Below are 23,486 nucleotides of genomic sequence, written 5' to 3'. Positions count from 1 at the left end.
CCATCCATCCATCCATCCATCCATCCATCCATCCATCCATCCATCCATCCATCCATCCATCCATCCATCCATCCATCCATCCATCCATCCATCCATCCATCCATCCATCCATCAACAACCAACCAACCAACCAACCAACCAACCAACCAACCAACCAACCAACCAAAACCTATATTAAATCATCCCATCATCCGCAAAAGAATAATGCGCATCCGAAGTCAAAATAATATGATCCAGCAACGACATACTCATAATTTTTGCAGCCTCTTTAATCTGTACAGTCATCTTAATATCACAACTAGAAGGTTTTAAATTTCCTGAAGGATGATTATGCGCAACAATAATTCCCGAAGCATTGCAAAGAAGACCCGCCTGCATCACAATCCTAACATCCACCAACGTCGAAGAAATCCCACATTCAGATATTTTCTTAATCCCCAAAACCTTATTCGCCTGATTCAGATACAAGGCAAAGAAAGATTCCCTGTAATCCATTTCCTCCGCATCAAAATGCTCCCTGAAAATATCCACCGCATCCACAGAAGATGTGATTAACTTTTCACAATTTCCCTTTCTTGAATAACTCAACTTAATTTCGTTTACAATATTGAATTTCATAAGACTTGCTCCGTGTGCGGCGGAGACCTTTAATTTCCCGCACCTACCATTAAAAACCTGTAGATTGCAGCTTGAAGGAAATCTTGACCTTTTCTATTTTTACTTTATCGTAAATCTGAAAATTTACATAAGCATAGATTCTATAATTTATCTTTTATTAAAAGCTCATATAATGATTTATACTAAAAGAATAATAAAGGGTTAAAATTTCAATGAACTGCATTTGCATCTTGTGAGGTTTCTGACTTTTCTATGCAGAATTACCATTCAGGCAGGCACAAGGAAAACTGCAATCAATTCCTTGAAAACAATAAGAAAGCACATTGATAAAGCTTGAAATCTTTTTGCGGAGGTTCTGTAATCTCCGATTACGGATACCCAAAAAGATTTTTTTCCGCAGGGACAACGGAATATATTTGCTAGAGAAAAAGCGGATAGCTTTACAGAGCAATTAGTTATTTACAATTTGTGATAAGAGAATCTTTGTAATAAAAAATATGATTGTAATATTGTAAAATTTACTTTTATGGTTTTTCTGATTATCTTATTATACATTTCAGGTTTCCAATAAAATCCATTAAATAGCACAATATCTTCTAAGTATTCATATTAAATTATCTCATTCAAAAAAAATCTATTTCATTCTTTTTTTGGTATGCATTTAGCAACAATTTGAACTGGAATTATTCTGAAAATCACCATTTAAAATGGCTAATGATAGCAGAAGTATATTTAGTAAAAAAAAATTGACGTGAATACAATTTCATTTGATAAAGAAGTTCATCAGGAAACAATTGACAAAAATGCAGAAAATTTAAAAATCGCTCAACTCAATCTTGAAGATTACTGTAAATTCCAGTGATATTGACCACCCAATTTCAATTCAAAGTGACCAGGTAATTTCGGTTTAAATTGACCACCCTTAATTTTGATAAAAGCGCTTGTTTTTCATGTGTCAATTAGTATTCAAATATAATAAATAATTACGCCCTGTTAACTCCTCTCTTTTTTCTCATAGATTCCCCCTGGAGTTCCAGGCGGTGGGACTGATGGATAAGTCTGTCCAGAATAGCATCAGCAATGGTCTTTTCACCAATAATGTCATACCAGCCCTGTACCGGGATCTGCGATGTTACAATGATGGATCCGTTGTTGTGACGGTCTTCTATGATCTCCAGAAGGGTTATCCTGTTGGCACTGTCCAAAGCCTGAAGACCAAAATCATCAAGGATGATCACATCCTGTCTTTGTATTTTTGCAAGTTCGCGCAGGTATGACCCGTCTGCTTTTGCCATTTTTAGTTTGGCAAACAGCTTGGAAGTATTAAAATAATTGACCTTGAAGCCTTCGATACAGGCCTGATAGCCCAATGCGGTTCCCAGGTAACTTTTACCCACGCCTGTACTTCCTGTGATCAGGATGTTCTCGTTTTTCTCTACGAACTCACATCCTGCAAGACGCATTACCAGATTACGGTCGAGATTGCGGGTGTCATCGAAGTTGACACTTTCAATACTGGACCTGTAATGGAACTTTGCATTTTTGATGCTTCGCTCTATGCGCCTGTTGTGCCTCTCATCCCATTCGGCATCGATGAGCATCGATACAAACTGGTCGAGGGTATAATGGTCTGTCCTTCCGCTTTCAATAGCGGTCTTAAAGGCATTGTGCATGCCGTAAAGCTTCATTTGCTTCATTTTGCTCACTGTCGGTTCGTTCATAACTGTTGATATTTAATGATAATATTGTTTTCCTCTGATGTTGCCGTGATCAGGCAGTTCCTGCTCCTTTTCTTCTTTTTCCGGATCGATCATCTGATCCAGATTGTTCTCCAATATCTTCTGTACGGTCTTAAAGCTGTAGATCTTAAAATCCAATGCCCGTTTACAGGCATTTATTAATCGTTCCCTACCTACCTTCTTTTCGAAGTTCAGGATTCCCAGGCAGCTTTTGTAGGCCTGCTCGGGATGATTCCGACTGTCGATAATTTGGAGAATGTATTCTCCCACTGCAGTATCAATACTGTTGGCCCAATCGATAAAGCGGGCAGCACTCCATCCGGCCACGAACTGGTGGGTACTGGCTAAATGTTCCGTAATGGTTGTGTAGACATAAGGCTTGTAATTGCGTCTGTGCATGGCGATCCTGTTGTATTTATAGTAGATCTCTACTGTGGAAGATGTGTATAGGATCTTGATCTTTTTCTTGATATACTGGTACGGAACACTGTAGTAGTTCTTATCCCGGCTCAACTGTACGTGCCCGTTCTGCATCACTGTTGCAAAGGATTGGTACCTGATCTCAAAACGACGCTCAGGCAGTGGGCGCAGCTGCTGCTTCTCGTCCTCTAGGAACAGCTCGTAGCGGGAATATGGACGTCCTGTGAGCTTGCGTTTGTTATGAGAGTCCAACAGATCACGGATCTCATAGTTTAGCTCGTCCAGACCGCAGGATCCCTGTTGAAGGTTGGCGTAGATCCTTCTGTACAGGATCTTGACCGCGCCCTCTACCAAAGATTTATCCCTCGGTTTGTAAGCCCTGGCAGGCAAGATGGTCGTTTCATAATGTTCAGCCAGATCGGCAAGGGTCTCATTGATGGTGGGTTCAAAACGGCTGCTTTTGATCACTGCGGATTTTAAATTATCAGGAACGATCGCTGCAGGTGTACCTTCAAAAAAGCGCATGGCATTTTCTACAGAACGTACAAAATCTTCCTTCTGCTGGCTCATAGAGGCTTCAGCATACGTATACTGGCTGGCTCCCAGAATAGCTACAAAAAACTGAACTTCTTTAAGCTCTCCACTTTCCTTATCAATAACGGAGAGTGTTTTTCCTGCATAATCGACATACATCTTATCACCGGATTTATGATTCATATGCATTACCGGGTTCACACGTTTGCCCCAGATCTTGTAATGATACCGGAACTGTGAACTCTGAAAACCATCAGGATGCAGTACAAGATACTGCTCCCACATATGATGGATAGTGACACCTACCTTTTTAAGCTCACGTTCCATCTTTGGGAAAAAATCGTATAGGGACTGTAGTTTGGGGCTGATGGACTGAACCGTGTTATTGGAAAACAAAAGTTCCAGCTCGGCGTCTGTCTTGGCATTGATTGCATCAGGGCTCAAGCCTAGAATCTCATATAATGAGATGTATTTTTTAACGGTATTTCTGGAAAGCGATAAATAGCTGCTTATAAATAACTTGCTCTTTCCAGTGCTGTAGAATTTTATGACTTTTCTAATTTTACTCATGTCTGTTATTTTATTTGCCATAGTCCGCTTTTTTTAACGAATGTATGACGCTAACATCATGAAAAAATCAAGTCGTTTTTATCTCAAATTTAACCCAGATAAGAGGTGGTCATTTTGAACCGGAAAGTGGTGGTCACTTTGCTCCGAAATCAGTGGTCAATTTACTCCGAAATTAGGTGGTCAATTTGACCGTCTTTTCCAGGTAGATTATACAAAGGTCCTTTCCTGTTATTATCATAGACAAATTTTTCATTTTCAGAAACGTTGTTAACATAGACTATATCTTTACCCTCAAGCCCGAAGCTCAATAAATTTCCTACCGAATAGCTATTCTGCTGGCTGTTGTAGGTTACCGGGTGCGCATTGGAATAATGTTTTAATCCGGACAGGATCCCATTGGTGTATTGTAAAACATAAGGAACAGAAGTATTGTTTTCCCTTACTTCCACTACCCTGTCATCTTGATAACGGAAGGTAATGTTTGAATTGGGTTCGGAATAACCAATAATCTGCATTTTATCATTGTAGGTTATTTTTGTTGTAGTTGACTCACCGTTTTGGGTCAGGATAAATGATTCCGGATATTTTTTAATTTCCGTTTCAGGAGTATCGTCATCACTATTACAGCTAAGTAAACTTAACGCAGAAATACTAAAAATCAATATATTTTTATTCATATAATTAAGGGTTTAGATGGAAAAAAATTTGTTATGAAATTATTTGTTCAAATCGATTCAATACAACGATAATGCCAACGCTTGACGGTAATTTGCTGTTAAAAATAATTAATCTACAAATAAGGCATCTTGTTTGTAACCTGATTACTATGAGCACAGAAAAACCAACATATCTGAACTTTAATAAGAAAGATTATTTCTGGAAACCTGATATTGACTATCGCCTTCATCCGGAAATGTATAAAGTTGGAAAAGGCGAACAAGGGGTTTTGATATGTGAACCTTACAAATCTGAAATAGGCAAACACTGGCGGTTCAAAAATGAGAAAATTGCCAAAATAAGTTCTGAAACAATATTCTCAATGTTTTTGGATTACCTTGAACAAGACGATTTCGTCGGTGCAGATATGGCAAGAAAATATCTTCAGATGGGCTTTACAAGAGCCAGAAGATATTTTAATTATAAAGGTGGCAAGAAATACGATGCAGAAAAAGGATATCAGCAGTTAGAGAAAGGTACTGGCGATCCTGAGAAAGCCAAGTCAGGAGATATTTTTTATAAGAAATGGAAACAGGCGGAAAAAAATCCAGTCTACTCCAAACTAAAAATTAATTGGAAGAATAAATTTGGGTAAAATGCCAAACCTTTACTTGCCGAGTTGAACCATCTAAACGCTAAAATCATCTGACAATTTCTTCTTTCCCTTAGATGATGGCACAAGCTTTGAATCTTATAATTCAATTTTTTCATCATAACTTACTTGACAATAAACCTGACATTAGTTGGGTTTTTATTTTAAATATTCTGCAAATCCACATAAGACATACTCGATTCACACTAATAAAAAATTTTACTGTGATCAATTTTGAGAATCCCTGATGCTTGCATTTTTTTATGACTCTGATGATTGTTTCAACCCTCAGGCCAGTAAGGCTTGCCAGTTGATTTCTTGTGAAAGGAACTTGGAAACTATACAGTTCTGTGTATCCAAAATAGTCTTTCAAATGATCAAGTAATTTTTGAATTTTTATCAGTGGATCGCTTATCGCCAAAAAAGAAGAAACTAATTACCTGAAATGAAGACGCTCAGCGGTGTAGCGATTGACATCCAATAAAACCTGAGGATTATCAACAACCAAATCTAAATAAGCAGTTTTGGGCAAACAAATTATTACAGAAGCTGTCAAAGCTACTACGTTAATTGCATATGGCTTATCAGTCAGTAAATAGGATTCTCCAAAACAATGACCAACGAATGGAAAGCCATGCGCAAACTCTTTACCGTCATCAAATGTGTTACAGATTTTCACTGTTCCTACCTGAATCTGATAATAATACTTAGCCTGAATACCCTCTTTGAAAATAATATCATTTTCGTCATAGGATTTCAGAATGGCTCCATGTTTGAATAGTAGTTCGTCGTTTATAATCATATTCGGTTATTATTACTAAAATAATAATAAATGAATTATCTCAATCTACACATGGTATCAATTTTTAAAATTCAGTCATTATTATAAGGATGCAATAGTAGCATACTGTATTTACTTTTAGGAGCAAGTAGATTCTATAATGTGAAGTACATTCTTGCAAGTAAAATTATATAGATATTTTTTGCGTCAGGCACTTGCGGTAAAATATCTTCCACGTTTATTTTTTACTTAGTACAGGAGAATGAAGCAGCTCATATCCTGTCCAACAATACGTCATTATCAAAAAGGTCCAGAGACAAGAGGAAATAATTGCGGGAATTATCGATTAAATTTTCTACCCTTGAATCGATATCAGAAAGAGTGATTCAGAAAGAGTTTTTAAACAAAATCTAACTAATAACAAAATATCCCATAGAGCAAAATTTATTCTATGGGATATGTTCGAGAATCAGTTGCATGCACGTACTAACAATACATGAATTATCAATATTGGCAGATTTTTCAAGGATGGATGTGATCACCCCATTAAAGTAAGAGTTTAAGAATTGATGATTTTTCTCTCCTTTAGGCTCACCATTTCCTTTAAAATAAAATTTTTTCACGTTCATTTTATTCCAAGTACCGTTGTAGTTCATAATTTCAGCATTAAAAGTCGGACTATTACCTCTTATCTTTCCATTTTTAAACAAAAAAGATAAGGTATAATCGACATTATAATAAACAGGCGAGATGCCAGCGGATACTTTAAGTCCTTTATTCTTGTAAGCTGCTAAAGTAATAGCTTGCCCAGAAACCAAGGTTAAGCCATCTTTGGGATTTGAATATAGGGTATTGATCGACTTTAATACTTTGTCATAAAGCTCTTGCTATTTTGCACCAGGAACTTCCACTACAGTATAATCCAAATTATTTTTAGACAAGAAACCTGTTGGTGCTAGGGTAAAGTATTGTGAAAATGCGGAATTTGTAAATAATAGCAAAAATATTGCGCTTAATACGTAATTTTTCATATTTAATTGTTTAAGAAACTCCATCAACTGTATTACGTCAGTGTTAAATTGTTATTTTTTTGTAATTAACATCCTTTTGTAAAAAAGTCAAAAAACGAGAAGGTTAATGATCTTAAAAAGCCATATGGAGGCTGGTGATGTTGGAACAGATAACCATTTAATAATATAGAGTATCTTTTTTCTTAAAATTTTACAGCAGAACATAAAAACAACAACTGTCTAACGAGGTGGTTAATTTTTGTTCCTTAAGAAGATTATTTTTTTCTCCAAATTTACCATAGGGTATGGTTGTAAACTAATAACACATTAGGAAAGTTATCATACACCATACTGTCAGATAAAGAGTTAACAGTGTTATTTAGAATTCATACTTTTTCTTTTTACATTTGTTGATAAAATATAAACTAAAACTCCTTTTAGTAACAATATAGCACCAACAGAAGTTCGATTAATTCTTTGGAGAGGTACTATAGCCATCAACAGCATGCTTGATTTAGTGGTATATTTTGATTTCTCTATTTTGCAAACTTTCAATGCCTGATTAAGTTCAAAAAATGCTCAAGCCCTTTTCATAATATCTGTAATAATAATATTCATTAAACTTATCATTAAATTCATGCTAATCATAAAATGCTTCCCATAAAAATGATATATTTGCACACTTAAAAAATTATATTGAGAAAATTATTTTATTGATTAGCAAATTGTTAAAAGGTAATTTAATTTTCTTCGACTCATCAAATCTTATTGCAATATTTTTTAAAATGAACTTTAACTATTTTTTCAGCTACTTCGATTCCCACAAGATGAATCGAAAACCCATTCTAACAATTCTGCTTTTCCTAGGTTTCTTCGGCTCGTTTAACGCTCAAATGGGACCTAATGACGATTTTGATGGAGATGGAATTATTAACAGTCTTGATTTGGACGATGACAATGATGGAATTCTCGATTGTATTGAACGAGGATATTCTCAAACCGCAAGTGTTGACGATATTTTCAAACTTAATGGATCCGCTACTGAAATTAACAGCAAACAAATACGTTTAACTCAGGCTATTACTTACCAGAGCGGTCAAGCTTGGAGTAACGGTAAAGTTGATTTTTCAAAGAGTTTCGTTTTACGTTATGAAGCAAATCTCGGAGCTAATGATAACGGAGCTGACGGAATTGCAACAGTCTTTCACAATTCTCCATTAGGTGTAAACGCAGTAGGAGGAAGTGGAAGTGGTATGGGAGCAAACGGTATTCAAAATGGTATCGTCCTCGAAATAGACACCTATCAAAATGGAGCGGCTGAGGGTGATATTGCTAATGACCATGGTCAAATCTGGGTATCATCAAATCAGTCGGGAGCAGGACTGCTCACAACTGCAGCTGATCTTGGTCAGTTAGAAGATAATGTTTGGCGCGAAGTTGTTATTACATGGAATTTTACCACTAAAACATTATCATACACTGTCGGAGGTATAAACGCTGGAAGCTACACATTTCCTGCATCCACTCCAATAACAAGTTATTTCGGTGGGGCGAGTAAAGTGTTTTTTGGTTATACCGCATCAACAGGAGGTTCAATCAACGAACAGAGTGTTCGTTTTACAGATTTCTGCTCTCAATTACCTTTAGAACTTGACACTAACGCGGATGGACTGAATAATGAATATGACAGAGATTCAGATTCAGATGGATGTCCCGATGCTATAGAAGGTGATAAATTGATTACGCAGAGCATGATTAACGCAAATGGAAGTATCGCAGGTGGTGTTGATGCAAATGGCATTCCCCTTGCCGCTACTGGTGGCCAAGGAATCGGAAATGCATATAATGCTGCAGTTAGCGATTGTCGCAATACAGGATTATGCTCATCTGGCTGTAATGGAAATGCATATGTTAATAGTACTACTCCTAACACCATTGAGTATGATAACATGGTGAGTGTATTTCACTCTTCAATGGTCAAAGAGTCAGACGGAAAAGTCAAAGTATGGGGACAAGGCATAGCCTTTAATGGAACTGGTCAAACCAACAACGTCCTTATACCACAAGAAATGAACAGCACAACCTATCCTGGATTGACGGGCACCATTTTAAAAATTGCTGCAGGCAGTAACAGTAATAATCAGCAATTTGCAGTATTGACAACTACAGGTCTCTTTGTTTGGGGTGGAGCGACAGGCTCTCTGATTAACCCTACAATCAAGAGTACAAATGTTTTTGGATCTGTAGCGATAGGAACTTCAGGTGTAACAGGTACAAAATCTGACGGGCTACCGGCAGGAGTCTTGCCTGCAGATGTAAAAATGATGTTTGGTACAAGAAACACTTTAGCAATTGTTACCTGCTCAGGGGCTGCTTGGATGTTGAGCAATGGGGGTTCAAAAAATGGCGATGGCACTACGGTCACTGACGCAGTTTGGCACAGAGTTAAAATAAATGCAACTACAGATTTAAATAATGTCGTTGCGATGAGGGGAACTTTAAACGCGATGTTTGCATTGACTTCGGATGGTGAGCTGTATACTTGGGGAACTGGTTCTCGCATAGGTGGAACAAGCGATGTGCCGACGAATAGATCATTTGCCACATTGATGTCTAAACCTGCAGGTATCACAATAAAAATGATTGGAATGACAAACTCAACGAGTGGTCAAAGTTATTTCTTACTTGCTACCAATGGAAATCTATATAGTTTAGGCGAAAATGAATCCAGGCAGCTTGGGATCTTCTCAACTGTTGACAGTAATGTTTGGGTAAGGGTTCAACGAACAGCTGCTGCCGGTGATTTTCTTACCAATGTCGTGTGGATTAGTCCACAGGAACATGAAGGTGGAAACTATGCTGCGATTAATATCCTGACAGCAGACGGTAAGCTATGGGCATGGGGAAATAATAACAATTCTATGTTAGGGGCGACAGGCGCTACTGTAGACCCAACATTAATGCCAGGAAGCATAACAGGAGCTTATGATGCAACTAAACTTAATAGCACTGACACCCTCATTGCTGTGGAAACAGGGGGTCACACAACACTAATTATCAAGCAGTGTAGCACAAAATTCGGATATGTAGGACACCGTATCAGTGGTAGTATGGCAAATAACAGCTCAGGTTCAGGAACAGAAACAGTTTATAATTTTGGGGATACAGCGCCATTATCTATATGTGGGGCATTAGCAGGACCTGCTGTTACTGATTTGAAAATTTGTACAGGAACTTTGGCTAATCTGCAAAACGCTCAACCCAGTTCTCTTCCGCCTGGTGTAACTACTATAGAATGGTGGACAACAATAACAAGGGACTCTGGAACCCAGCTTACGAACATCACTGCTGTTCCTCCAGGAACTTATTACGCATTTTACAGTCCACTTGTTGTAAGCTGTCCGACCACAATGACGGTTTCTTATTATCTTCCGACCGATGTCGGAAATACAAACAATTGTGTGTGTTATAACCCGGCTATAACACCAGGAACAGGCCCCGAAACTAAAATGGGAATAACTCTGCTAAAAAGAGCATCATCGGCTGATAACTGGCCAATGGGAAGAAAATCAGGGCATATAGTTTTAGAGTCAAATTCCAAAGGTTTTGTAGTATCCCGTGTAACTACAGCAGGGCTGTCGGCGATAACCACACCGCAGGAAGGGATGATGGTTTACGATACTACCGCAAGATGTCTTAAAATTTATAGCGATGGTGCATGGACCTGCTTTAACAATCCTGCATGTCCGTAATCATTATAACCCTTACAATTAATTTTGTTATAAATTAACATCCAATAAAATGAAAAACACACTCTTAATCATAACTATAATTCTTTCAGGTTTGGCAAATTCACAAGTCATCATTGGCGATGCTGTAGGAACAGCACCTGCAGGACAAAAAACTTCGGTCCTTTTGGAATTTGCAGCCGGTCAGAATAAAGGAATAATCCTTCCGTACGTCAGAACGATTCCTGCCGGCACAGGTTTAGCCGAAGGAACTATTATTCTAGACGCCACTAATCCAGCAGGCGCAAGAGTACGCTACTATAACGGAGTAACAACGAATGGTGCTACAGGATGGGTAGATTTAAGCAATGGCAATAATGGTAACATTACCTCAGTCATGGCATTACAGCCTACTTCAGCACAGGTAAATGAAGATGCTAATGCTAAAGTGATTATCGGATCGGACACATCATCTGCTGCAGGAGTTTTAGTTCTTGAATCATCCTCGAAGGCAATGATTTTACCGATAGTAAGTGATACCAACAGCATACCAGATCCTGCTCCAGGCATGATGGTTTTTATCAATAAGACCGGGGCGAAAAGATTGGCAGTTTACAACGGTAGTGGGTGGACCTATTGGAAACCGTAAATAATAATTGCTAAGATATAAATTCATAGAATAATATTATTGCAGTTTTGTAATATTGAAATGAAACAAAGTGCTAAAGATTTTATCTTATGTAAGACCTTTAATGTAAATAAAATTAGCATACAGTTATAGTCGGAAGAAAATCTTCCGACTTTTTTTCTTTAAAATTAGGACTTGAAAAGTTCTTAAATCCAATATATATTAAAAGGTAGTATAAAATTTTCTGGACGACTGTGAATAGTCGAAAAACTTAAAATTAAATGGAAGGAGCAATTAGGTTGAAATTCTAAATCCTTTAAAGAACATAATCGTTATCATCTTCAAAATTACACTTAAAGATTTGATAATATTTTGTTTTCATGGCACGGGCTTTGAAACTCCTATTATAGTTTTTTCATCATTTACTTTCTTGACAATTAACCTGACATAAGTCGGATTTTTGTATATACTGACTCGAAACCTTAATAAGACCTAACACTTCTCTTTAATAGTAAATCTTACTGTGATCAATTTTGAGAACCCCTGATGACTCCATTTTTTTTATGACCCTGATTATTGTTTCAACCCTAACGCCTGTAAGGTTAGCTAGTTGATTTCGTGTGAAAGGTACCTGGAAGCTTAATTCTTTAGTATATCCAAAGTATTCTTTTAGATGATCAAGTATTTTTTTTACTCTCATCAGAGGATCGCTGATTGCCAAAAAAGAAGAAACCAAATACCTAAAATGAAGTCTTTCAGCAGTATAACGACTGACATCTATTAAGAGTTCCGGCTTACTCATTACTAAATCTAAATAAGAAGTTTTAGGCAGAAGAATAACAGTACAGCTTTTTACAGCAATTGCAGAAACGGCATAACTTTTTTCAGTTAGTAAATAAGACTCTCCAAAACAATGCCCGTCAAATGGAAAACCGTGAATGAATTCCTTACCATTGTCAAAAATATTACACAGCTTAATGGTACCTTTCTGAATTTGATAATAATATTTAGCTGAATTTCCTTCACAGAAAATTATTTCATTTTCGGCATAAGATTTTGTGAAAGCTCCGCATTGAAATAAAAGTTCTTCAGAGATAATCATGAGATAGTAGTGCAAACAAACATAAAAGTAATCAAAAAAATCCCAATTCACACATGCTCACGATCAAAAATCGAAACTTTAATCAGATTTTAATCACTACTATTATCATCCAAACTTTTATCTTCAGAAATGGTGTATATAAATACTAATGATTAATCATGCTAACCATTTTAAAAGACTGTATATATTTACTGAGTATTTGACAAAACTATTTTACCCTTAAAGATAGCTAATACATTAGCAGCTTGTAGTTTTTTTATTGTTCTGATCACAGTTTCAACACGAAGACCTGTTATCGATGCTATTTGCTGCGTGGTAAGATTTATGATAAATTCTACATCTGACTCTACAGAGTTTGTCTCCCGCAGGTAACCGCACAATATGAGATTCTTTTTTTTTTATCCGCAAAAGACAATGCATGCATTATTAAATTATTATAGTGCATCATATCCTCAGTCTGTATTAAAAATTTTTCATTGTAATCTTAGCGCCATGTGATATTAAAATTTCTTCTTCAATAACCATTAAAATTCTTTTTTTGTTAATTGTATATAAAGTACCTAATTATTGAGGTAAAATGTACATGTGAACTTCTTCAGTATTCCACGATCTGAATCATAATGAAAGCTGTTCAAAAATGATTAAATGAATTAGCAATAATCTTTTCCAACACAAAAAGAAAGAGGCGCTGTAAAACTTGTGTTGGTCAGGTGTAAAGTAAGTTCAAAATAAATTATATTGTGCTAATCTTAATAAAATTTAATGAAAGTTTTATTCGGGTAAATAATAATGGGCATAAAACTTGTAACCCTGTTACCGAACACATTTTCATATACACCATTTCAACACAATATTAATTTGATCAAATCCCCATAGTTTTAGGATAAACTGGGGATTTTTCTATTCGTAGCGCTTGTCATTATTAAAAAGTTATATTTTTTTCAAGTTCACGCCCGTTAAAAATAAAAATCTTATTACCGCTAAGTAAACAACAACAACAACAACAACAACAACAACTATTCGAGTTAATGATGTCTGCCTACATTTTCAAACCTTAAAAAAACAATCAACTTTTGTATTTCTAATTTCAGATGGTTTTTTACCCAAATGTTTTTTGACAAAATTGGTAAAATTACCTTCATCATTGAAACCCAGTTTGTAGCCTATTTCCGAAAAGCTTAACTCTGTAAACTTAATTTCTTTTTCACATTCAAATTTAATTTTATCAATAATTATTTGTTTTGCTGACTTATTACAAACCTGCTCGCATATTTCTGTAAGCCGTCTTGGTGACATGAACATTAAATCAGCATAGTATGACACCTTTTTAGATTTTTTAAAATCTTTTTGAAGAAGTACTTTAAATTTATTGAAAGAAAAATTGATAGTCTTAACAGGCGTATCCGACTTGTTCTTATTCGTATGGAAATGTGCATCCAATAAAAGCGATTCAATGGAATTATGTGCTGCAGCAATAAATAATGACTGATCGACATTTGAGAATTTTTGCAACCGATCAATTAAAATTATTCGATTATAGTCGTTATTTCCAAAATAAGGAGCGGTAAAAATAGGTGAATGATTATTGAAAAATATTGCAGAATTGAGTAGCAAACTGTCCTTTTGAGAACTTTCAAAAAAAGCTGCTGTAAAAGCAATCACATAGAATTCTTTTCCATCAGGTTTGCTAATGAGCTCAACAACTTTTTGAGGACCTACAAAAATAGCACTTCCACCTCTTACATTGAAAATTTCATCCTCAACTTTGAAAGACAGATCATCAGCAGTTAAAAATATACAAAAATATTGTAATGTATTAAACCGCTTAGAATAGTTATTTCTTTGAATAATCTGTACTAACGAACTAATGCTAAACCCATTACTTTCGAGTTGCGATGCTATTTCATTCATAGTAATTTACATTCTCCTACAATCAAACTCTAAATTACATAATTAAAACTTCGCCTCATCTAAAATGATGGAATTTAACATAAAATTTCCCCATTGTAAATAAACTTAAACGAGAAATCAAGGCAGATTATTTATTATTTCCCGAAAAAACCAATTAATTTTTATAACTTTAAACAACCAATAATCACAAAGATGGAAAGTTCAGATTTAGTCGGAATTTTTTATAATTCTGAGTACTTATTAAAAATCACTAAACGATATGTTCAACTCAATACAAATATTGATACTGATCACAAACCCTTTTACACGTCTGTAATTTGGCGGGAGAAATATGAATTTATTATAAAAAATGATTGTATCATGTTATCTGAAAATATAAGTATGCTTTTATCAAGCAACGCTTCAAAATGTATATTTATTAAGCTACCTGCTGACCAGCAAAATGAAATCCATTTGATCAGGCGTACCTAAATATATTTTTCATTCTATATAATAACAAGACCGTTATAAACTGCACTGTAAAACTAAGTGCTACAAATGTTGAATCCCATTTATTGTTGAACTTTACAGCCTAAATAAAAAATAAAGAACATTTATAATTTACACTTAAGTTATAAAAAAACCGCCATATGACGGTATTTATCGATAGCATAAAATACTAATTTAAAAATCTTTGTTTTTAAGCCTAATTAGGAGTAGCTTTCCAAAAGCTCCAAACTGTACCGTTAAATACAGCTAACCTTTTAGAACCTGCTTTATTTACATAGACCATCATACCTGGTGAAGGACTGATAATGTTTTGTACATCTTCAACCGTAGGCAAAACCAAAGCTTTATTAGATGATTCAAGAACCAGTACTCCATCAGCAGAAGTAGATGCACTTCCAATTATTGTTTTTGCTCCTGCCAATTCCGGTGCTTGAACTGCTGTTGGTTGTGATGCTAAAGCAGAGGTAACATTTCCATCCTGTCCACTGAGATCCATCCATGAGCCATTAAAATACTTCACCCTGGCTCCTGTTGCTGAAGTTGCATCCAAAGCAATAGTACCTTCCGCAGGAGTTGATGGCAATGTTCTTAAGTAAGGTAATACCATACCCTTATTCTGTCCCGCTGCAAACTCTAAAAGTACGGAGGTTTTCTGATTAACCGGTGCCGTTCCGATAGCATTACCGATAACGATTTGGGCATTAATCATTGAAACTGATACGGAAAAAACAGTTATATATATCTTTTTCATTTCTTTTTTAATTTTCTTTAATAATTCTATGGGCATGCCGGTGTAGAAAAACAAGACCATCCTGTATTAGCAGGAACAGCGGTATCTACTGTATAAATCTTCAGACATTTAGCAGTAGTATCATACACCATCATCCCATCTACCGGTTGTGTAATAGCTGAAAGACTTGCCGTTGGAACTCGTGTAATTACCAGACCTTTTGTGTTTGATTCTAAAACCGTGTGAGCACCGGTTCTTATCATTGGCCAATTGCCATTGGAAGCACCCGCTCGATTAAGAAGAGTTATACCATGTTGTGCTGAAATCCCGACAGTACTTGTATTGGGTAGATTATAACATGCGCAAGGAACAATATTTTGTCCATATCCTCTACCCGTAATATTTGTCGTTTGAACCACATTTTGTGTAATGACAATGGTGTTACTTGAAGATGCATTCCAAGGTATTGTGTTGAATGAGTTACCATTGAAAAGCTCCAGCGGGAAAAGGGCTCCGCCTGCTGTCTTACTCCCGTACATTGATATTGCTCCGGTAGGACTAATTACTACTTTAATAAGCGGTGCAGAAGCTGTTCCCGAATAATTATATATTAATGGTGTATTCACTTCATACAAGTCACCATCAGCAAAACGTATATTAATACCTGGAGCAGGAGTGCCATTCGATTGAAACTCAATCTCTGATGATGCAATATTCACTCCATTAATACGCATATTAAATGAATTATCAATAGAGTAAATATCAAAAACAAACCCATAATTTGTGGCTGGTTGAACAAAAGTCTTTGGAGAACCATTGGCTGCGGTAAAAGTTTCACCTCCTACCTGCTCCGTACAAACTGCAGCTGCAGTATAAGACAGATTTAGGCTTCTAATGTTGTTACAATTTCCTCCAATACCATTGTTGGTACACTCATCCTGTGCGTTAGTAGGTGGAACTGCCGGGTCAGGATTCGTAGCGTCAGGATCTGTAACATCATTAGGTCTTAAAATACCGGCTCTGAAATTCTGGTTTCCAGTCGCTACCGTATTGGAAGCTACCAATTTAATCGTATACCCGATTTCGCAACCATTAGGTAAATTAAGTGATGAGGAATAAGTTCTTGTAGCTGCATTATAGGTCACTGCAACTGACTCGCTTCCGCAACCTTTCCCCTCAAACATAACTGACTGTGAATTAAAACCAACGGGATGGATAAAAGTAAATTTTGCACCTGTAACTGCACTGGGTCCGTCATTTTTTGCCTTTAGATAAAATGTTACAACATCTCCCGGAACAACAGCAGTCTTATCTGCTACTACCTGAGAAATTTTCATATCTGAAATCTGCGTTACAATCGGTAAAGGCTGCGTTGACATAGGTCCTTTTACAAAAGCCCATGTATCTATAGATCTAAGATCTCCAAACTGGCCTCCAGTTCCTGTACCATTTACTCCCCAAGTATGACCATTTACTGTACTATTTGCCCCTGTACTATTAATAGGTGGGAGGTGGGAATTGTTGATTGGAGAAGACATACTTCCATTTGTAACGGTTTGAATATCTGTGTCATTCCAATAGACTATGTTTGATTCTACCTGAGAAAGATTATCTTTATTCAGCAATTCGATAATCGTTCCGTTTTGGTTGTACTCCATATCAATATACGGAAAATGAACTTCTGCTCCCTGAAGCTGTACCGAGATTTGCGCTTGATGCGTACCGGCTGGTAATGACTGACCTGCTCCATCTTTTCCATCCCACAAAATACTATTGGCGTTAGCATTGGCAAAACCCAGTAAAATTCTTTCCGTAAAAGCTGCGGGAGTGGTGCTGCTTTTTATGACAATCGTATATTTTGCAGGTCTATTGGAATTAAACTTAATATAGCCACCCTTCGAACTGATCTGTCCCTGAGTACCTTCAACTCCTGTTGTATTTAATTGCGTGACCACAGGAACTATAGGTACTTTTTTTAGCCATGTGCTATTTCCAGGTACTGCGCCAATGCTTGTCTCCGGTAGATTTGGATCAGGAAGGGTATAAAATATTTTGTGCGTTATTTGCTGGTTGGTTGAATTTGATATATCCGCAGATAACGGATTATGAACGTCGCTTGCAGTCAAATCGGTTTTATTCAAACTTTTGTAAACCGAAACTCCGCTAGAATTCGTAAAACCGTTATTATTGATAAAAAAAGAAAAATACAATCCGTTATTACCATTATTATTGATTCTGTAAGTAAACCCATCGTCAGTCAATCCATAAACGATACCACGAAAACCATTGGTATTTGGGTTGCCATTTCCGTTAGATAGATTAAGAAGGTTGGCATAAACACGTCCACTTACAAAAGCTGTATTGGTTGTATTAAGCACCGATATGTCCCATGCAAAGATACCAGCAGTGGAATCTTGTGTCCAAGCGGCATCTGCTAAAATTGTAGTACTTGGAATTGCTGTACCGCGTGCTAAAAATTCCACGCGATAAATACCCGTGCCTCCTTGCGGAACCAAATAATAAATGGGGGTGTATTTAGTTGATGAATTTTCATTAAATCGTTTTGGACCATTTTTTTCCTGTTCTCTATTAGGAATCTGACCGTTAGCAGAAGCATCGTTAACAACGAGAGCTCCAGAAGGGCTGTAAAGCTGGATGGCTGATGGGCCTGTCCCTAACTGAGCACTGGAAGCCAAAGTAATACGCTCCCCTTCCTTTGCATAAACATAGTGCGTACCTGTCGTAGGAAAAGGCCATCGTTCAGAATCCTTTACTATACTTGAACGCAGATAAGCACGATACCCCAGCTTACCATTTGGATAAAGGTCCTTGGAACCATCTGCAAACAAAAATGTATTGCACATCACAGTAAAGAGAAGTGTTAGACAAAATTTAAAATTCGTAATCAGTTGATATTTATATTTCATAAATGAAGATTGTATAATATTTCGACCTTAATTTTCACCTATCAAAAAAAGAATAATTATAAGGTCCATTTAGATTGTTCGAGTAATAGTCAATTAAACCAGTGTTCTATTACACAGTAGATTGCAACAAAATTTTCGCAAAAGTTGTGAAGTCGAGAACATTTTTTTTAAATTTAAGGAAACTGGTCACATGGAACTACTCCGCACAAAGAAATCGAGCAACCTCCTGTAAGACGCCGATGTATTGCCGTAGAAATTTTCATTCAGTTTTCTATTGAAGATGCAAAAATAAGTAAAACAGATGAAATCAGTTCATCTATGGTAGCTTTTTAATTATAATTTAATTTTAAAAGACTCAAACTACTTAAAAATATATAAAACGATTGAAAATTTAAAAAATTCTATTAATTGCAATTATAATAGTATAATATTTCTAAAATAGTCAGTAAACATAAAAAATATCTTTCGATTTGAAAAATGATTTATTTCTGTTCACTTCCTATTTTATTATGAAGTATTGATCGCTTTGAGTTGTAATTATTCAAAAAATTACTATTTTGTAATAGTTAATGGTAGAATAAGAATAATCCGTAAAAAAAAGGTATTTGAAATGAATACAATTTCATTTGATAAAAACGTTTCTCAAGAAACAATCGATAAGAATCAGGAAAATTTAAAAATTGCTCAACCCAATCTTTCTGATTTTAATGAAAGAATGGGTAAAGATTATGATCTCCTTTGCAGGTTCACCAATGATAATTCCCGTTTCTTTTTGAAGCAGGAACTGCGGTATCCGGAAAATACCAATACGATAGCGAGCCATATCAACTGGCTGCTAATGTGGAAAAGGGAAATTAGCGACAGAGTATATTTTAAAATATTTTTTAATGATATTGAAAGAGAATATGAGGAAATTAATCGCTATAATTCTCCTTACGTACAAAAAGATGAAGTGTATTACAAAATTACTGAAGAATTTAAAAAGAAATACACAAACTATGCACCTTTGGGATTTTTAAGTGAAGAAGACGAAGAGTATATAAAATTGGAGATCAACAGAAAATTCTTGCAGTATATCTAGTAACGATAAACATTTTCCTAAAAGAGATAATGAACACATTTTTTTAGATTAGATTTAAAATTGATAATCGGAAATGGCACTGGTGGTATACGTTTTGAATAATAGAAAGTAATTTTTTCATTATAATTACTCAATTTTAACAATAAACCCGGCTGATGTCGGGTTTTGTATTATAATATCAACCTAAGCTGTAGAAAACATCATAATAGACTACATAAAGTAAATTTGCAGAAGGCTGAAAAATTCTGATTTTTCATCTCTGATTAATACCGGATTTTTATTCAATTATGATTATTAATTGAAAGGCATATTTTTAGATTACCTTTAATAAATTACATTAAAAACAGGTACAATGAATTTAAAAGAAATATTAAATGAAGCGAATGCGTGTATTTCCACGGGTAATTACGATCAATTTTTAACCTATTGTACAATTGATACGCACTGGACATTCATAGGCGAAGCATCACTAACAGGAATTGATGAAGTAAGGGATTATATGAAAGAAGCCTATATTGAACCGCCTAGAGTTAAGGTTGATTTAATGATACAAGAAGGAAACTATCTAACAGCAGTAGGTAAAATAAGCATTGTGAATATAAATTCTGTATGGGTAGAATATGAGTATTGCGATGTATGGAGATTTGAAAATGGCAAACTAGCGGAGCTAAAGGCTTTTGTTGTTGACTGAAATTGTTTCAAGATAAATTATAATATTAAAAGACATTTATCAGGATCATCAAATAATCAACTCCGATATACTTTTACAACCTCCCGTTATTAAAAACATCATTAAGCAATCTCATTAACCTTACGAAATGTCAGATTGATGCGTTCTTTCATTAATTTAGATGATTTAGCAATACGGTGTTCCCAATGTTCCTGAAGGTCACCTTTCATCATCAACAATGAACCATTGGGCAGCGGTATACTGTGTCTGCTCTGATGGTAGTTCAACTTTCTGAAATCAAATTTTCTAATCTGTCCGAGACTTAATGATGCAATAACAGGCCGATCTACATACCTGCTTTCTTTATCTCTATGCCAGGCAACGGAATCGTTATGATCCCTATACAGATTCAGAAGAACTGAATTAAATTCACAGCCGAAAGATTCTTCAATTCTACATTTCAAGGAAAGCAGCTCAGGTGTCCACGCATTCACTTCAAATTCACTACCTCCTAATTTGTAGGATTTCTCACTATCACCATACCACGCAGTAAGACGTGGAGTGACCACCTTTTTATCATACATTGTCTGAACTTTTTGTTTCCATGGCGTATTTTCAAGAAGTTTTGTAAAAAGTAAATCTGCTTCTTCAGAAGTCAAGAAATGTTCTCTGAATTCCAACAATTCTTTTGGAAATGTATAGAATTCCTCGGCACTGAATAAACTAAGTTGTCCCATTGCGATATTGACTTTTTTTATTATTTTTACTATATCCTATTTACAACATAGGATTTTTTTTCATCATTTGTGTTTTTACTTCCCTTCGGGGAAGTTTTTGTTGAATGGCGCTGCGATTATACCTTCACTTTTACCCTTAACAAAAAATGAATTAATTCCTATCTCCCATTTTTTCCTTGATCTGCCTTATATCGGTCTTAATCTCTGAAATGAAATTTTGCATATTACGTTCTGCAAATTCATCAGCTCCATACTCTTTTGTATTAATACTGCAGGCAAATTCCCAAATTTCTTTTATATCAGGTAATGCTATTTTATAAGGCTCATAAAATTTATTATCAGCCTTAACCCAAATGCCATCTGCTTCATGAAACTGAAATCTTTTATAACTGATTCCATCATTAGTGGTAATAAAAACATATGTCCTGTCCGTTTTCAGATCAGAAAGATTCTCGACATATTTTCCAACAATGTAGGTTCCGTTTTTGTAAGGTGGCATGGAATCTCCATCTGCAGGAAAAGCCCTGAACTTTCCGCCTTTTAAAAAAGGTAACGATATGGTCTCAAGTGCTTCTATGTACTCCGGATCTCCATAGCCGTTTAGGTATCCCATCGAAGCCTTTTGGGGAATAATTTCAATCTGATCGTTTCCGTCCTGATCGACCCTGATGGGAAGAACAATCCTATTATCCGGAAGTTCCATAATTTCATCGATAGAATATTTACTTACATTGACAGTCAGCAGTAAATCGATGCTGACATTATAATATTTTGAGATTTTAATCAAAATCTCAAGGGGAGGTTCTGCGGCAGCATCTTCATACTTACCGTACCTTCCTCTGGTAATCAAAAGATCATCGGCAACACTTTGTTGCGAAAGATTTTGCTTGCCTCTCAAATACCGCATGTTTTCTGATAAAATTGACATTGCTATAATTTATAGCAACAAATATACAACTTTTTGCTATAAATTGTAATAATTTTACAGCATGGAAAGAGCAATAGTGCATATGGATTTGGATACGTTTTTTGTTTCCTGTGAACGGTTGAAAAACTCCGAACTGGAGAAAAAGCCCATTATCATTGGTGGCGGAGACCGTGGCGTGGTAGCTTCCTGCTCTTATGAAACCCGCTTTTTTGGTGTACGAAGTGCAATGCCCATCAAGATGGCATTAAAGTTATGTCCTGAAGCAAGGGTTATTAAAGGTGATATGGAAATGTATTCCAAAATGTCCTATCTTGTCACTGAAGTAATTCAGGAAAAAGTTCCGGTATTGGAAAAAGCAAGCATCGATGAATTTTACCTTGACCTCTCAGGAATGGACAAGTTTTTTGGATGCTACCAATGGACCAATGAAATTGTAAATGCTGTTACAAAAAACACTGGCTTGCCCATTAGTTTTGCCCTGTCTACTAACAAGACCGTGGCAAAAATCGGAACCGGAGAATCTAAGCCTACGGGAAGATTTGAGATTAGGGAACAGAACATCAAACCATTCCTCAACCCTCTTTCCATCAAAAAGATTCCAATGGTTGGTAATGTTACCTTTCAGCTGCTCTCAAGGTTAGGTGTCCGAACCATTGAGACTTTATCTGAAACCCCTGTTGAAGTTTTGCATCAGCTCATTGGTAAAAACGGAACTGAACTCTGGAAAAAGGCCAACGGAATTGATGATACTCCCATTGTTCCGTACTCGGAAAGAAAATCAATTTCTACAGAAAATACTTTTTCACAGGATACCATTGATGTTCAGAATCTGAGAAGTATTCTATCCGGTATGGTAGAACAACTGGCATTTCAGTTGCGTCAGGAAAAGTGGCTGACCTCAACAGTATCTGTTAAAATCAGGTATTCCAATTTTGATACAGAGACCAAGCAGTGCCGTGTTCCGTACACATCAGCGGATCATATGCTGCTCAAGTATGTGCATGAACTTTTTAAAAAAGTATATACCCGAAGGATGCGCATACGATTGATTGGTGTAAAATTTACAGGGCTGGTTCACGGCTGTCATCAAATGAATCTTTTCGAAGATACAGAAGAGCTTATCTCATTATACCAGACCATGGATAAAATCAAAAACAGGTTTGGCAGTACCAGTGTAGGCAGAGCGTCCGGATTATTAAAATAAACAAGAAATTATGTTTCTCAACTGTCATTCTTATCACAGTCTCAGATACGGTACCATTTCTATTCAGGATTTGGTGCATCAAGCTGTGGATCATCAACTGCAAACTTTAGCATTGACCGATATCAATACCGTGACAGGTATTTATGATTTCTTGAAGTTGTGCACTGAAAAAGATATTAAGCCTATTGTGGGAGTGGAAATTAGAGTTGATAGCAAACTGTATTACATATGTCTGGCTAAAAATGTAAATCGTCAGCAAAAAGTAGACATTATATAGTATAAAAGTTAAGGAGTGTTTTCAAAAAAAGAATTACATTTAATTATGGAAACACCTAAAAAGAAAAGTTCCGAAAAATTCGTAAAAGACATC

General features: G+C 35.9%; 21 protein-coding genes and 1 pseudogene. 7 read left to right on the top strand and 15 right to left on the bottom strand.

Features of this window, described 5'->3' with window-relative positions:
- Positions 1-174: 174 nt before the first annotated feature.
- The 4 genes from BA768_RS15960 to BA768_RS15945 all read right to left on the bottom strand — a co-directional run bounded on the left by BA768_RS15960 (position 175) and on the right by BA768_RS15945 (position 4,558).
- A complete protein-coding gene (locus BA768_RS15960; RefSeq protein ID WP_065721567.1) occupies positions 175-618 on the bottom strand; it encodes a RadC family protein in 444 nt (147 codons plus the stop codon).
- 983 nt (positions 619-1,601) lie between these two features.
- Entirely contained in the window at positions 1,602-2,339 is a 738-nt protein-coding gene (gene istB / locus BA768_RS15955) for an IS21-like element helper ATPase IstB (protein WP_065721566.1), read from the bottom strand.
- Between the two features lie 12 nt (positions 2,340-2,351).
- Positions 2,352-3,902: an IS21 family transposase gene (gene istA / locus BA768_RS15950; protein ID WP_065721565.1), complete on the bottom strand. Its 1,551-nt coding sequence runs from the start codon at positions 3,900-3,902 to the stop codon at positions 2,352-2,354.
- A gap of 140 nt (positions 3,903-4,042) precedes the next feature.
- Positions 4,043-4,558 carry a hypothetical protein gene (locus BA768_RS15945; RefSeq protein WP_065721564.1) on the bottom strand — a complete coding sequence of 172 codons (516 nt, stop codon included), beginning with the start codon at positions 4,556-4,558 and terminating at the stop codon, positions 4,043-4,045.
- A gap of 149 nt (positions 4,559-4,707) precedes the next feature.
- On the opposite strand from BA768_RS15945, the gene BA768_RS15940 reads away from it, so the two are divergent.
- On the top strand, positions 4,708-5,193 hold the full coding sequence (locus tag BA768_RS15940) for a DUF4385 domain-containing protein (RefSeq protein WP_065721563.1): 486 nt from the start codon (positions 4,708-4,710) through the stop codon (positions 5,191-5,193).
- Positions 5,194-5,308: 115 nt separating this feature from the next.
- Here BA768_RS15940 and BA768_RS21795 read toward each other — a convergent pair whose 3' ends face one another.
- From BA768_RS21795 to BA768_RS21335, 4 genes are all read right to left on the bottom strand, one after another.
- Positions 5,309-5,563 carry a helix-turn-helix domain-containing protein gene (locus BA768_RS21795; RefSeq protein ID WP_165601798.1) on the bottom strand — a complete coding sequence of 85 codons (255 nt, stop codon included), beginning with the start codon at positions 5,561-5,563 and terminating at the stop codon, positions 5,309-5,311.
- A gap of 63 nt (positions 5,564-5,626) precedes the next feature.
- The gene (locus BA768_RS15935) at positions 5,627-5,992 is read right to left on the bottom strand and encodes a Crp/Fnr family transcriptional regulator (protein ID WP_065721562.1); all 366 of its coding nucleotides are present in this window, start codon (positions 5,990-5,992) and stop codon (positions 5,627-5,629) included.
- A 428-nt stretch (positions 5,993-6,420) separates the two neighbouring features.
- On the bottom strand, positions 6,421-6,627 hold the full coding sequence (locus BA768_RS21115) for a hypothetical protein (RefSeq protein ID WP_123947131.1): 207 nt from the start codon (positions 6,625-6,627) through the stop codon (positions 6,421-6,423).
- Between the two features lie 231 nt (positions 6,628-6,858).
- Positions 6,859-7,002, bottom strand: a complete 144-nt coding sequence (locus tag BA768_RS21335; RefSeq protein ID WP_165601797.1) for a hypothetical protein — start codon at positions 7,000-7,002, stop codon at positions 6,859-6,861.
- Between the two features lie 764 nt (positions 7,003-7,766).
- Here BA768_RS21335 and BA768_RS15925 point away from each other — a divergent pair.
- Both BA768_RS15925 and BA768_RS15920 read left to right on the top strand, forming a co-directional pair.
- On the top strand, positions 7,767-10,733 hold the full coding sequence (locus BA768_RS15925; RefSeq protein WP_148084634.1) for a lectin-like domain-containing protein: 2,967 nt from the start codon (positions 7,767-7,769) through the stop codon (positions 10,731-10,733).
- Positions 10,734-10,782: 49 nt separating this feature from the next.
- Positions 10,783-11,358, top strand: coding sequence for a hypothetical protein (locus BA768_RS15920; RefSeq protein WP_065721559.1), 576 nt, complete (start codon positions 10,783-10,785; stop codon positions 11,356-11,358).
- Positions 11,359-11,842: 484 nt separating this feature from the next.
- On the opposite strand, the gene BA768_RS15915 is transcribed toward BA768_RS15920, so the two are convergent.
- From BA768_RS15915 to BA768_RS15890, 5 genes are all read right to left on the bottom strand, one after another.
- Positions 11,843-12,439 (bottom strand): Crp/Fnr family transcriptional regulator, encoded by a 597-nt coding sequence (locus BA768_RS15915; protein WP_083206710.1) that lies wholly within the window; start codon positions 12,437-12,439, stop codon positions 11,843-11,845.
- Positions 12,440-12,627: 188 nt separating this feature from the next.
- A complete protein-coding gene (locus tag BA768_RS15910) occupies positions 12,628-12,819 on the bottom strand; it encodes a helix-turn-helix domain-containing protein (protein WP_065721558.1) in 192 nt (63 codons plus the stop codon).
- A 667-nt stretch (positions 12,820-13,486) separates the two neighbouring features.
- Positions 13,487-14,350 (bottom strand): helix-turn-helix domain-containing protein, encoded by an 864-nt coding sequence (locus BA768_RS15905; protein WP_065721557.1) that lies wholly within the window; start codon positions 14,348-14,350, stop codon positions 13,487-13,489.
- Between the two features lie 685 nt (positions 14,351-15,035).
- The gene (locus BA768_RS15895; protein ID WP_065721568.1) at positions 15,036-15,590 is read right to left on the bottom strand and encodes a hypothetical protein; all 555 of its coding nucleotides are present in this window, start codon (positions 15,588-15,590) and stop codon (positions 15,036-15,038) included.
- 26 nt (positions 15,591-15,616) lie between these two features.
- Complete coding sequence (locus tag BA768_RS15890; RefSeq protein WP_083206708.1) at positions 15,617-18,496, bottom strand: DUF11 domain-containing protein; 2,880 nt, start codon at positions 18,494-18,496, stop codon at positions 15,617-15,619.
- A 610-nt stretch (positions 18,497-19,106) separates the two neighbouring features.
- On the opposite strand from BA768_RS15890, the gene BA768_RS15885 reads away from it, so the two are divergent.
- Together BA768_RS15885 and BA768_RS15880 are read left to right on the top strand one after the other, a co-directional pair.
- On the top strand, positions 19,107-19,577 hold the full coding sequence (locus BA768_RS15885) for a hypothetical protein (RefSeq protein ID WP_065721554.1): 471 nt from the start codon (positions 19,107-19,109) through the stop codon (positions 19,575-19,577).
- A gap of 352 nt (positions 19,578-19,929) precedes the next feature.
- Entirely contained in the window at positions 19,930-20,268 is a 339-nt protein-coding gene (locus tag BA768_RS15880) for a nuclear transport factor 2 family protein (protein WP_065721553.1), read from the top strand.
- A 101-nt stretch (positions 20,269-20,369) separates the two neighbouring features.
- Here the strand turns inward: BA768_RS15880 and BA768_RS15875 are convergent, their stop codons facing one another.
- Positions 20,370-20,984 (bottom strand): alpha-ketoglutarate-dependent dioxygenase AlkB family protein, encoded by a 615-nt coding sequence (locus BA768_RS15875; protein ID WP_065721552.1) that lies wholly within the window; start codon positions 20,982-20,984, stop codon positions 20,370-20,372.
- 151 nt (positions 20,985-21,135) lie between these two features.
- Positions 21,136-21,912 carry an XRE family transcriptional regulator gene (locus BA768_RS15870; protein WP_065721551.1) on the bottom strand — a complete coding sequence of 259 codons (777 nt, stop codon included), beginning with the start codon at positions 21,910-21,912 and terminating at the stop codon, positions 21,136-21,138.
- Between the two features lie 61 nt (positions 21,913-21,973).
- On the opposite strand from BA768_RS15870, the gene dinB reads away from it, so the two are divergent.
- Positions 21,974-23,116, top strand: a complete 1,143-nt coding sequence (gene dinB, locus BA768_RS15865) for a DNA polymerase IV (RefSeq protein WP_065721550.1) — start codon at positions 21,974-21,976, stop codon at positions 23,114-23,116.
- A gap of 10 nt (positions 23,117-23,126) precedes the next feature.
- A pseudogene (locus tag BA768_RS15860) lies at positions 23,127-23,360 on the top strand (PHP domain-containing protein); the annotation flags it as partial.
- Between the last annotated feature and the right edge of the window lie 126 nt (positions 23,361-23,486).

Source organism: Chryseobacterium sp. CBo1, from assembly GCF_001693475.1.
Taxonomy (GTDB): Bacteria; Bacteroidota; Bacteroidia; order Flavobacteriales; family Weeksellaceae; genus Chryseobacterium; species Chryseobacterium formosense.
This window is presented reverse-complemented; position numbering and strand designations above follow the sequence as displayed.